At 60.2% G+C, this 12,386-nt stretch carries 10 protein-coding genes; 5 read left to right on the top strand and 5 right to left on the bottom strand.

Annotated elements, in window-relative coordinates:
* Nucleotides 1–75: 75 nt before the first annotated feature.
* Both K3179_RS12890 and lepA read left to right on the top strand, forming a co-directional pair.
* Nucleotides 76–2,253 carry an EAL domain-containing protein gene (locus tag K3179_RS12890; protein ID WP_247713046.1) on the top strand — a complete coding sequence of 726 codons (2,178 nt, stop codon included), beginning with the start codon at nt 76–78 and terminating at the stop codon, nt 2,251–2,253.
* A gap of 63 nt (nt 2,254–2,316) precedes the next feature.
* A complete protein-coding gene (gene lepA, locus K3179_RS12885; RefSeq protein ID WP_221566082.1) occupies nt 2,317–4,134 on the top strand; it encodes a translation elongation factor 4 in 1,818 nt (605 codons plus the stop codon).
* 4 nt (nt 4,135–4,138) lie between these two features.
* On the opposite strand, the gene K3179_RS12880 is transcribed toward lepA, so the two are convergent.
* On the bottom strand, nt 4,139–5,143 hold the full coding sequence (locus tag K3179_RS12880; protein WP_221566079.1) for an SIR2 family protein: 1,005 nt from the start codon (nt 5,141–5,143) through the stop codon (nt 4,139–4,141).
* The gene (locus K3179_RS12875; protein WP_221566078.1) at nt 5,143–5,745 is read right to left on the bottom strand and encodes a hypothetical protein; all 603 of its coding nucleotides are present in this window, start codon (nt 5,743–5,745) and stop codon (nt 5,143–5,145) included. The genes K3179_RS12880 and K3179_RS12875 overlap by 1 nt, the downstream gene beginning before the upstream one ends.
* A gap of 95 nt (nt 5,746–5,840) precedes the next feature.
* On the opposite strand from K3179_RS12875, the gene K3179_RS12870 reads away from it, so the two are divergent.
* Nucleotides 5,841–6,737, top strand: a complete 897-nt coding sequence (locus K3179_RS12870; RefSeq protein ID WP_221566075.1) for an HNH endonuclease — start codon at nt 5,841–5,843, stop codon at nt 6,735–6,737.
* 171 nt (nt 6,738–6,908) lie between these two features.
* Here K3179_RS12870 and K3179_RS12865 read toward each other — a convergent pair whose 3' ends face one another.
* The 3 genes from K3179_RS12865 to K3179_RS12855 all read right to left on the bottom strand — a co-directional run bounded on the left by K3179_RS12865 (nt 6,909) and on the right by K3179_RS12855 (nt 9,894).
* Complete coding sequence (locus tag K3179_RS12865) at nt 6,909–7,727, bottom strand: hypothetical protein (RefSeq protein ID WP_221566073.1); 819 nt, start codon at nt 7,725–7,727, stop codon at nt 6,909–6,911.
* Between the two features lie 87 nt (nt 7,728–7,814).
* Nucleotides 7,815–9,080, bottom strand: a complete 1,266-nt coding sequence (locus K3179_RS12860; RefSeq protein WP_221566070.1) for a glutamate-5-semialdehyde dehydrogenase — start codon at nt 9,078–9,080, stop codon at nt 7,815–7,817.
* Nucleotides 9,081–9,126: 46 nt separating this feature from the next.
* A complete protein-coding gene (locus tag K3179_RS12855) occupies nt 9,127–9,894 on the bottom strand; it encodes a pyrroline-5-carboxylate reductase family protein (protein ID WP_345723047.1) in 768 nt (255 codons plus the stop codon).
* 228 nt (nt 9,895–10,122) lie between these two features.
* Here K3179_RS12855 and proB point away from each other — a divergent pair, with 228 nt between their 5' ends.
* Entirely contained in the window at nt 10,123–11,271 is a 1,149-nt protein-coding gene (proB, locus tag K3179_RS12850; protein WP_221566064.1) for a glutamate 5-kinase, read from the top strand.
* A gap of 75 nt (nt 11,272–11,346) precedes the next feature.
* Entirely contained in the window at nt 11,347–12,150 is an 804-nt protein-coding gene (locus K3179_RS12845; RefSeq protein WP_221566062.1) for an outer membrane protein assembly factor BamD, read from the top strand.
* The last annotated feature ends 236 nt before the right edge of the window (nt 12,151–12,386 follow it).

Genomic DNA, 12,386 nt, shown 5'->3' with positions numbered 1-12,386 from the left:
GCTAAAAATAACCATTCCGACCTAGACCCAAACCTGCAAGTTCAATGTAGTCGAGGTCTACCCGCCATGGGGGCCATGCCCTTTTCAAACCTTTTTTCGTCGCGCGGCGATACCGGTGCGTCCAATATCCGGCAGGGTATCGACGCCGAGGATAAGCTGCGGATCGTCGAAGAAATCGAGAATAGTGGCGTGCTCGGCTTTTGGGCGACCGACCGAAACGGGAATATCGCCTATCTTTCTCCTTCGATCGCGAAGCGTCTGGGCGCTCTGGCGGAAGAACTGATCGGAACCCCGCTGCAGCAGGTCCTCATTCCCATTGAAGGTGAAACCGACGGCAGGTCGCTGGGCCTCAAACTGAATACTCGCAAGTCGTTTACCAATCTCTCGGCTCAGGCCCAGGCCCGCGACAATGATGCGGTCCTCAGCCTTTCGGGCCGCGCGCTTTACGACGAGCAGACGGAATTTGCGGGATTCCGCGGCAGCGTCACCGACATCACCGAAGAATTCCGTGCCGAGGCCGAGGCCAATCGACTGGCGAAATTCGATTCCCTGACCGGTCTCGCAAATCGGCATCGGATGGAGCAGCGGATCGACTCTACGCTCAAGACTTTCTGTGCAGCCGAGCGGACGGCTGCACTCATGATGCTTGATCTCGACCGCTTCAAACAGGTCAACGACACTCTCGGCCATGCGGCCGGCGACCAACTGCTCCAGCAGGTAGCGGACCGCCTGCGAAGCGCTGTCGGTGGACGCGGCGAAATTGGCCGCCTGGGTGGTGACGAGTTCCAGGTCCTGATTCCGGACATGGACGACCGGGGCGAGCTTGGGGAGATCGCAAAGAAGATCATCCAGATGCTTTCGCAGCCCTATTCGGTGGAAGAGGGGCGTTGCACCATCGGGTGTTCGGTCGGCGTCGCCATTGCTCCTTACGATGGCCTGGAGCGCGAAGAACTGACCCGTGCTGCCGATCTTGCGCTCTACGCGTCCAAGAATGGCGGGCGAGGGCAGTTCCGCTTTTACGGCGCTGATCTCGAACACGAAGCGAACCTGCGCAAACGCATGGAAGACGACTTGTCGGCCGCCATCGAGGCAGGCGATTTCTCTCTCGAATACCAACCGGTGGTCGATCTCTCGAGCAATATGGTGATCGGCCTGGAAGCCAAATATACTTGGGAAGACGAAGACCGGGGTCGCGTCGCGCCGGAAACCTTCCTCCCCATTGCGGAGGGTAGCCGTCTGATCGTGCCGATCGGCGAATGGGCCCTTCGCAAGGCATGCGAGGATGCGGTTCAATGGCCGGGCGCACTAAGGCTTTCGATGAACATCTCGCCGGTGCAGTTCGAATCGAACGGCTTTGCCGAACTGGTCGAGAAAATTCTCGACGAGACCGATCTCGATCCTGCGCGTCTCGAGCTGGAGCTCAACGAGAGCGTCCTTCTCGGCGACGCGTCGAAGGTCGACGCAACGCTCTCGCATCTTTTCAAGCTCGGCGTGCGCTTGACGCTCGACCAATACGGTTCAGGCCGCTCATCGCTCGCTTACCTTCGCCGTGCCCCGTTCAATACGCTCAAGATCGGTGCGAATTTCTTCGAACCGATGCTCGGAAACGAGTTGGGCGACATGGAGCTTGTGCGGGCTGTCGTTGCATTGGGCAACGCGCTCGGCATGGAAACCGCCGCATCCGGGGTACACGCGCTAAAGCTCATGGAGGAACTGAGGCATTTGGGTGTCGGGCAGGTCCAGGGTTTCGTCTATTCCGATGCCGTGAGCCACGAGCAGGTCATCGAGGAAATCGAAAAGGGCGACTGGGTTCTGGAGCCCACCGATCAAGGCAATCAGCGCGCCAATCGTCGAACCGTGTATCGCCGGATCGGCGTTATCCACGAAGATCACTATTATGACGTCACCTTGCGCAACCTCTCGCGCTCCGGGGCGATGATCGAGGGGCTGGAAGACGTCCCGGTCGGCACCATGTTCGTACTCGATTTCGGCGGCGGCCAACTGGCTGTCTGCACCGTCCGCAGGACAATGGGGGACACGCAGGGCCTGGAATTCGAGCAGGAGCTGGTCGATGACGGTGCCGGCGGTCTCTGCACCCGAAACCGGGTCAGCCCGTATGAACTGGCAGCCGCTGGCGCGCCCCTTGAGGCTTTGCCCGCAGGAAAGTATGCCATGGCGGCACATTCGCAGGCACCCACGAGCTATCCCAAATTCAAGCTCTCGCAAAACGCTCCTGCTCCCAACCAAACCTGAGCTCGAGCAAAGAACGCAATTCCGGCTGACACGCATTCAAAGCGCGGCTAAAGGGCGCGGGCAATGACCGACCTTTCCAAGATCCGCAATTTTTCCATTATCGCGCATATCGACCATGGCAAGTCCACGCTGGCCGATCGGTTGATCCAGCATTGCGGTGGGCTGACCGATCGCGAGATGTCCGAGCAAGTCCTTGATAACATGGACATCGAGAAGGAGCGCGGCATCACCATCAAGGCGCAGACCGTGCGCCTCAACTATACCGCCAAGGATGGCGAGACCTATGAGCTCAATCTCATGGACACGCCCGGCCATGTAGACTTCGCCTACGAGGTCTCCCGCTCCCTGGCAGCATGCGAAGGCGCCCTGCTGGTCGTGGATGCTGCGCAAGGCGTCGAAGCCCAGACCCTCGCCAACGTTTACCAGTCGATCGAGCACGATCACGAAATCGTCCCCGTCATCAACAAGATCGACCTCCCCGCCGCCGAGCCCGACAAGGTCCGCGCGGAAATCGAGGAAGTCATCGGCCTCGACGCATCGGACGCCGTCCTCACCAGCGCCAAGTCCGGCATCGGCATCGAGGACACGCTTGAAGCCCTCGTCGCCCGCATCCCCGCGCCCTCGGGCGACCGCGACGCGCCATTGAAGGCCATGCTGGTCGATAGCTGGTACGACCCCTATCTCGGCGTCGTCATCCTCGTGCGCGTCATGGACGGGGTCATCAAGAAGGGCCTCAACGTCAAGTTCATGCAGGGCGGCACGCAGCACCTGATCGACCGCGTCGGCTGCTTCACCCCCAAGCGCACCGACCTGCCCGAGCTCGGCCCGGGCGAGATCGGCTTCATCACCGCGCAGATCAAGGAAGTGGAACAGGCCAAGGTCGGCGACACGATCACCACGCTGAAGGGCGGGGCGGAGAAAGCGCTGCCGGGCTACAAGGAAGTGCAGCCCGTGGTCTTCTGCGGCCTCTTCCCGGTCGACGCCGCCGAGTTCGAGAAATTGCGCGAGAGCATCGGCAAGCTGCGCCTCAACGACGCCAGCTTCAGCTACGAGATGGAAAGCTCCGCCGCGCTCGGCTTCGGCTTCCGCGCCGGTTTCCTCGGCCTCTTGCACCTGGAGATCATTCAGGAACGCCTCAGCCGCGAATACGACCTCGACCTCATCACCACGGCTCCGTCCGTGGTCTACCGCGTTCACCTCGCCCATACGAAGAACGAGGACGCCGCCGTCGTCGACATCCATAACCCTGCCGACTGGCCGGACGTGAACCGGATCGACGCGGTGGAGGAACCGTGGATCAAGGCGGTGATCTACACGCCCGACGAATATCTCGGCGCCATCCTCAAGCTGTGCCAGGACCGCCGCGGCATCCAGACCGACCTCACATACGTCGGCGGCCGCGCACAGGTGAGCTACGAGCTGCCGCTGAACGAAGTGGTGTTCGACTTTTACGACCGCCTGAAATCGATCAGCCGCGGCTATGCCAGCTTCGATTACGAACAGATCGGCCTGCGCGAAGGCGACCTCGTGAAGATGAACATTCTCGTCAATAACGAGCCGGTCGACGCGCTATCGCTGATCGTCCACCGCAGCGTGGCGGAAGAGCGCGGCCGCGGCATGTGCGAGCGCCTGAAAGACCTCATCCCGCGCCACCTGTTCAAGATCCCGATCCAGGCCGCGATCGGCGGCAAGATCATCGCCCGCGAAACCATCGCCGCCCTGCGCAAGGACGTCACCGCCAAATGCTATGGCGGCGACATCAGCCGTAAGAAAAAGCTGCTGGAGAAGCAGAAGAAGGGCAAGGCCCGGATGCGCGAGTACGGCAATGTGAGCATCCCGCAGGAGGCGTTTATTGCTGCGCTGCGGATGGGGGAGGAGTAGGCGATCAGGTCCAATCGACGAAGTTGAGCACGTTTTCTTTTTGGACCAGCGTTACGTTATTACCGCCTAACTGGGTCCGCCAAAATGGTTCGCGAATTGCCGCCGCACCTGCGCCGAGCCACTCAATTACTCGGATGGGCTTGTCTGCGGCGCGCTGAGCGATGAGCCGGTTTAAATGGTTGTCGTTGCCGCTGTACCCCAGAAGAACTACCTCTGCCGCCTCATCAATTGCGAGCCGAAGAAATTCCCAGTACGTTTGTAGTAACAATGATCCCCCGATGACATTGGGCTTTTGAAGAGCGTGGGTTAAAACGACATGGTTGCCGACGTTGACAAGCCGGGATGTGTCTCGTTTCAATGTGCGTTCGCTCAATTTCCCAAAAGTTTCTTTGCCTTTGTCTCTGAAAAGTGGGGAGCCGTGGAGGTGTAAGTACCAACCTCCAAATTCCGATTTGCGAAATAGATTTGTTCGAGAAAAAGTGTTGTCAATAAATCCATCACGAAGAACAGGGTTTTCGTTGCCAACGATTCCAGCTGAACGGAAGGCTGTTGATAGGAGTCCATCATAGTTCAAGGTTGCCACGTGGGATTGGCTAGACCTAACAAAGTCAGATAATGGTCCTGAAAATTCGGGCGGTAATTTGCACAGTTCGCCTTCAGCGCCTTCTTCTACGTGCGTTGCTGTATACATTTCCCTTGCGACTTCAAATGCGAACCTGTGAACTGCATCGGGAAAACTTTGCCCTTGTGGTGTGAGCCAGTGCTGGCGTGAACTGGGTCGTATCGAAAGCAGGGTCTCACACGCGGCAACGGTGTCTTGCAGAGTTGCTAGTTGCTCCTCAGAGGTCGGCTGGGCCACGTCCTCCGGCAGACAAGCAATCATCAACTGGCGCTGCTCCTCTGAAAGCGTGGCGCCACCCCAAACTCGAGTCATCACGGTCCTCAGGTCGTATGCCACCGGTGAAATGGCCATGCCAAGGCCATTTCCAAAGATGAGGACTTTCCTCATTAGTGCGTCTTGGCGAAGTGTACTAACAGTTGTGCTGTGACCTCAACTGCTTGACTGGCAGTATTATCAGTGCCCGAGTATTGCCGTTCTTTGACCGTATCAAATAGCAAATACTTGTAATTTGGAGCCGACTTTGCGAAGCATTTTTCCAGTATATGGCAGGCTATATTAGCCTTTGATTTATCCATTGGGGGGTTCTGCGAACACCAAAAATGGACGACCGAAAGAACGCCCGAAGATTCAAAAGAGATTAGAGGGGCGGCGCGAATTTCTAATGCGCCTTTAGCAAGCTTGACCTTTCCAACTTTGTCGAAGAATTCCAAAGTTTTCTTGCTGCCGTACCGGCGTTTAAAGCTGTTAAAGGCCGCCTTGTTATAGCTTATTTCGTCGGGCCGCGAAGCGCTTTCTAGAATGTAATTAACCTCGTCGGATGACTTCTTTTCGGCAAAAGCTTTCACGGCTGCGGCGAAATTTTTGTAGTAATCATAACCGGAGCCATCGCTCTGCATACGACGACTGATTTCTGCTATTTGCTTTGCTGCATCCATCGAATAGATTTTCAAAAAGGCATTCAAGTTAAATGTCAGCAGTGGCTTTGCCATCTGAAAAGGCCTTTCGAGTTCTCGACGGATTATTCATGGACCTGAGTGTCTAAATAGTCCACTCACATCACTGGTCCCCACAACTGGACGAGACAATGACCTTCGGCGTTTTTATGCACAAGGATGGGTCGATCTATGACGACATACCCGAGGTGCGTTACCAGTTTCCGAAAAGTTACCTCAGCCGCGCGCAGCAGATGGTCGGCGACTGGATTGTCTATCGCGAGCCGGTCAAGATTCCGAACTCCAAGGGCTTCTTCGCTGTGGCGAAGATCGAGGAAATCATACCTGATCCGGAAGAGCCTGATCGCTACCGCGCGATCATCGAAAAAGGCAGTTATCTGCCGTTCGAGCCGACCGTCCCTCATATCGTGAATGGTGAGCAGGTTGAGCGCGGTGTTCTCAATGAGGAAGGGAAGGTGTCTGGCCGCGCCCAAGCCGCCGTCCGCCCGCTCTCGCATTCCGACTTCGCCCGCATCATTTCGCTCGGCCTGCCGGATGAGGACTTCCTGCCTCGCAGCGATGACGAAGTGGTCGAAGGCGACCGTGTCCGCGAGCACCAGACCCCGTTTGAAATTGAGCGTCCTATCGTTCAGTCGCTCGTCTCCAAGCCATTCCGCGCCCGCGCTTTCCGCCGCGCTGTGATGCACGCTTACGATGGCCGCTGCGCGGTGACAGGTTGGAAGCTGGTCAATGGCGGTGGCCGCTTGGAAGCGCAGGCCGCGCATATCCGGCCGGTCGAGCATGGCGGCCCTGACAGCGTGCGCAATGGGCTGGCGCTCTCAGGCACCGCGCATTGGATGTTCGACCGTGGGCTAATCGGCTTCCGGGACGACCTTGAGATTATTGTGCACCGGAAGGTCAACGACCGCGAGGGGGTTGAGGCGATCATCAACCCGACCGGCAAGCTCAAGGCGCCGGAGATTGAGTCCTACCGACCGCATCCCAAGTTTCTGTCTTGGCATCGCGAGTTTCATGGCTTCGACGCGTAGCATTACGGCCCGTTCCTTGAAGTCATTCCAAGGTTCGGGTTCTTTGTTTGCGCCCTCAAACGCCGGGCGGGGCGCGTCCGCGCCCCTTGGCTTCCTCGCATAAGCTCGGGCGGCCGGTCGGCCTTGCGGTCCGCTGGACGCGGACCGGATCAGTTCGCGATCGCGTGCTGTCTAGTCCCACCCATCATCCTTGAGCGTCCACTTGCGCGGGGTCTCCTCTTGCTGCGGCTCCGGGGGGCGCTTTTGCCAATGGGGCGGGGGTAGGGGGATGGGATCCTCGGTCTGGGACGCGGCGGGATCGTCGGGGGAGGGGCGCTTCGCATAGTAGGGGTGGTCCGGGTCGTCCTGGGCGCGGTAGCCGTTCGCTGCGTCCTCTGCCCTGATGCGCTTGTATTCCTGCCATGCGGCCCAGGCGCGGGGGCTGTGGTTGCGCTCCATCAGGGCCAGCGTGTCCTGGACCTTGCGCTCGATGCTGGCGCGCACCTCTGCCGGAGAGACGCGGGCCTGCTCGGCCTCCCATTCCTTGCGCCATTCCTTCTTCTTGCGCTTCAGCTCCATCGTGCCGATCGCGTTCATCGCCTTGGCGCGGCCTTCGGCAAACCGCTCGGGCGCGCGGTTTCTCAGCATGAACATCAGGAGGCGGTCGTTATAGGAAATGCGGGTGCCGACGAGCTGGCCGTATGAGTAGACGGGCACCTCCACCCCGTTGAGCGCGCGGTCCATGGCGACGTCCTCGATCCGCTTCATGCCGAAATCGAGCGCGGCCTCCCATGCGGCGGCGAATTCCTCGGCCCCGGGCTGGCGGCGCAGGCTGTAGGCGCCGTGGGTGGACCGGTTCACCGCGCGGCAGGCGGAGGCGACGCTACCGGTATCGGCCAGCGCCTCGATGAAGGCGCGCTGGATATGCGGTTTCCACCCGTTGCTGCGGTCCTTCAGGCGCGGGACGGGGGTGAAGTCGGGCAGGTGGGTATGGGGTTTGGTGTCGGACACGGCGGCTCTCCCATGCGAAAAGGGCCGGGGAATGCCCCGACCCTTCGCAGTAGGAAAATGGTTTGTGCGGGCCCTGAGGCCTACAGCTTACGGCCGCGTCTGCCCGTCGCCGTGGACGAGGTATTTGAAGCTGCACAGCTGCTCGAGGCCGACGGGGCCGCGGGCGTGCATCTTGCCGGTGGCGATGCCGATCTCCGCGCCCATGCCGAATTCCCCGCCGTCGGAGAACTGGGTGGAGGCGTTGTGCATGACCACCGCGCTATCGACCGAGGTGAGGAACTGGCGGGCAGCGTCCACGTCTTCGGTCAGGATGGCGTCGGTGTGGTGGCTGGAGTGGTCCTCGACCCAGGCGATGCCTTCTTCGAGGCCGTCGACGATCTTCACGCTGGCGATCGGATCGAGGTATTCGGTGCTCCAGTCTTCTTCGCTGGCGGGCTTGAGCCGGTCGTCGATGGCGACCGCTTCAGCATCGCCGCGCAGTTCGCAGTCTGCCGCCATGGCGTCGGCGATCTTGGGCACGACCTGGTCGGCGATGGCGCGGTCGATCACGATGCTTTCGGTCGCCCCGCAGATGCCGGTGCGGCGCAGCTTGGCGTTGCGGATGACCTTCACGGCCTTGTCGACGTCTGCCGCAGCATGGACGTAGGAGTGGCAGTTGCCGTCGAGGTGGAGGAGGGTGGGCACGCTCGCCTGGTCGCGGACCAGTTCGACGAGACCGCGGCCACCGCGCGGGATGACGAGGTCGACGAATTCATCGGCCTTCAGCAGGGCGGCTACCGCAGCGCGGTCGGTCGTCTGGACGGTCTGGACCGCGTCCTTCGGCAGGCCTGCCGCTTCGAGGCCCTTCTGCATAGCTTCCACGATGACGCGGGTCGAGTGACGGCTTTCGCTGCCGCCGCGAAGGATGATGGCATTGCCGCTCTTGAGGCACAGGGCAGAGGCGTCAGCGCCCACGTTCGGGCGGCTTTCGTAGATCATGCCGATCACGCCGATCGGCACGGCAACGCGCTCGATGCTGAGGCCGTTGGGGCGTTCGAAAGTCGCGAGCTTGCGGCCAACGGGGTCGGGCAGTTCGGCGATTTCTTCCAGAGCCTTGGCCATGCCTTCGATGCGGTCTTCGGTCAGGCGCAGACGGTCGATGAAGCTTTCCGGCTTCTTGCCTTCGACGCTGGCGACATCCTTGCCGTTCGCATCGAGCAGGTCCGGCGTCGCATCGCGCAGCGCCTGGGCCGCTTCGCGAAGCGCCGTGTTCTTCGCCTCGGTGCTGGCGGTAACCAGGCCGCGCGCTGCCTTGCGGGCGCGCTGGCCGAGATCGTGGATATGGATTTGCGGGTCGAGTGTCTGGTCGGTCATGATGTCTCTTCTATCAAATTATTGTGGCAGGCGGGAGGCAGCGCGTTCAGCGCAGCTCGACCGCCCGGTCGTAACAAGCCTGCAAGGTCGCACGCAGGCGTTCGGTGAGGCCGCCATCGCCATTGAGCGCATCGAGGCCGGCGGCCGTGGTCCCGCCCTTGCTGGTCACGCTGTTGCGAAGCTCTTCGAGTGACAGCGCGCCCGGTTCTGCGGCCATGTCGATCGCGCCGCCCATGGTGCCGAGCACCATGTCGCGGGCCTGTTCTTCGGTAAAACCGTGCTCCATCGCCACTTCGACATAGGCGCGGGCGATTTCGAACACGTATCCCGGTCCCGAGCCCGCTACAGCAGTAACTCGGTCGAGCTGTTCCTCGGTGTCCACGGTAACCGTCGTCCCTGCGCGGGCCATGAATTCCTGCGCATGAGCGAGATGTGCTTCGCTGGTCCCGGATGAGGCGAAAATGCCGCTCACCCCGCGACCGATGGCGGCGGGCAGGTTGGGCATAACGCGAATGACGGGCGCATCGCCCATCGTCGAGGAAAGCCGCGCGGAAGAATAGCCGGCCGCAATCGAGATCACGTAACCGTCCGGTGCGAGGTGTTCGACATAGTCCGGCATGATGTCGTCGATCATCTGCGGTTTGACGGCAACGATAATGCAATCGAAGCGTTCATTGTCCAATGCAGACCGATCGGAAACCAGCCTGGCGCCGCCCGGCACGCTCTCTTGTCCGGGATCAACGACCGTGATGGTCTCCGGGCCCTTGGACCATTGTTCCAATAAAGCGGATCCCATCTTTCCGCATCCGACTATCAGGACTGTATTTGTAATGTTCGCTTACCGTTTCCGCGCTGATATCGCGCCTCGTCAAGTATTAAATTCTTCAAAGGATTACGAATAGTTTTCCGGTGAAACAAAATACAAAACCCGTGTTCGGATCAGGACTTGTCATCCCGGAAAATTTCAAATTCCTATTGTGCACTGCACCATTACTATCTATATAGGTTTCCGAAAATTTCAAGGCTGAATAACTTTTTGATTATGACCAAACCCAAAACCATCGTTGTAAAGATCGGCTCCGCGCTGCTCGCAAACCAAGAACTTCTGACCCCCCGCTATGGTTTCCTCCAGCGGATGATGGAGGATATTACCCATCTGCGGTCCGAAGGCTGGAACGTGATCGTATGTTCCTCCGGCTCCGTCGCCCTGGGCTTGCGCATCATTGGTGAAACGCCCGAGAGCGCTGGCGTTTCCGATAAACAGGCGGCTGCTGCTTGCGGCATGCCGTTGCTATTGAATGCGTACAAACAGGTCGGTCACGAATTCGGTTTCGAGATCGCGCAGGTCCTCCTGACGCTCGGCGATTTCGAAGATCACCGACGCTTCCTCAACACGCGCAACACGGTCCACCGCCTGCTGGAATCCGGGATCATGCCGATCGTCAACGAGAACGACACGATCACGACCGAGGAAATCCGCGTCGGAGACAACGATCGCCTTGCGGCCAAGGTGGCCCAGATGGTCGGCGCGACCGACTTCATCATCCTGACCGGCGTCGACGGTCTCTACGATCGCAATCCAGACGATCCGGACGCCCAGTTCGTGGCGGAAGTGCACGATGTGAACGAGTACATGGACGCAACCAAGGGCAAGAGCACGCTGGGAACCGGCGGCATGGCCACCAAGCTCCAGGCCGCCAACATGGCGCAGGAAGCCGGTGTCACCACCTGGATCGCCCAGGGCGAGGTCGATCGTCCGCTGTCCCGCGTACTCGACGGCACGGGCCGCGCCACCAAGGTCATTCCCAATCCAGAACCGCTTTCGGGCTGGGACAGCTGGATCGCGAACCGCCTGCAAATGGCCGGCAGCATCGTGGTCAGCGAAGCCGTCGCTTCCGCCATTGCGAAAAGCGACCGGCCGATCCGACGTTCGGACGTCATTTCCGCCGACGGGGATTTCACGCGCGGCGACGTGCTGCACATCTACGACAGCAAGGGCATCGAACGTGCACGCGGCCTTTCCGACTTCACTTCGGAAGAGCTGCGCGTAATGATCAACAACCCCGATACCGATGCCGAACAATTGCTCGGCTATCGCACGAAGGGCGAGATTATCCGCAGCAACAATCTGGTCGCACTCGATACCCGCCACCTGTTGTGGGATGCACCGGCAGCCCTGAGCGACGGCTGAGATTTCATTTATCCCGTGGGTTAGGCGCGAACTTCACTTGGCGTTCAGCGGGGGTCTGGCTATAGGCTCGCCACCATGACGACCCATTCGCGTTTCGCTCGCAAGCTCGCCCTCGGTGCCCTCGTCGGTGCCACCCTTGTTACTGCCGGCTGTGCAAGCCGCGGCGGGGGCGGGGCGGAAGACACCGCCTACATCGCGCGCGACGTGGAAACGCTCTACGCAGAAGCCAAGGAACGGCTCGATCGCAACCAGCCCAAGCTGGCCGCTGCGCTCTTCGACGAAGTGGAACGTCAGCACCCCTATTCGCCCTGGGCCCGCCGGGCACAGCTGATGAGTGCATTCAGCTATTACGTCGCGCAGGACTACAACAAGGCGATCACGACATCGCAGCGTTTCCTGTCGATCCATCCGGGTAACAAGGATGCGCCTTACGCGTATTACCTGATCGGCCTGAGCTATTACGAGCAGATCAGCGATATCCAGCGCGACCAGAAGGTGACCGAGCAGGCCCTGACCGCGCTGCGCGAAGTGGACCGCCGTTTCCCGCAGACCGAATATGCGGCCGATGCGCGCCTCAAGGTCGACCTCGTGCGCGATCACCTTGCCGGCAAGGAAATGGAAATCGGCCGCTATTATCAGCGTTCGGGCAAGTGGATCGCCGCGCAAATCCGTTTCCAGAACGTGGTCGAGAATTACGAGACCACGAGCCATGCGCCCGAAGCGCTGTATCGCCTGACCGAATCCAGCCTCGCGCTGGGCATTCCCAGCGAAGCCGTGAAATACGCCGCCGTCCTGGGCGCGAACTATCCGGGTAACGAGTGGTACGAGAAGGCTTACGAGCTGGTGCAGGATCACGCCGCGGGCGTCACTGCCAGCTAGGGCAGGGCACTACGTCTACAAAAGGGGCGCCGCGATGATGTGGCGCCTTTTTTGTATGTAGAATCGGGCGGTTGGCAGGCCGACGCAAAAATTCGCGAAAATCCTTGAAACCGGATCGATCCGTTCGCATTTATTCAATGCGGACCGGGCCCCTCTGGCGTGCGCGAGAAAGTGCACGTGATGTCGGACCGCATCGGACAACCGATGCGCGCTGGCAGGCCTTTCCCCTCCCCCCT

This window comes from Qipengyuania intermedia (assembly GCF_019711615.1).
In the GTDB taxonomy this organism is placed as follows: Bacteria; Pseudomonadota; Alphaproteobacteria; order Sphingomonadales; family Sphingomonadaceae; genus Qipengyuania; species Qipengyuania intermedia.
The sequence above is the reverse complement of the archived record's forward strand: the minus strand, read 5'-3'. Positions and strand labels throughout refer to the sequence as shown.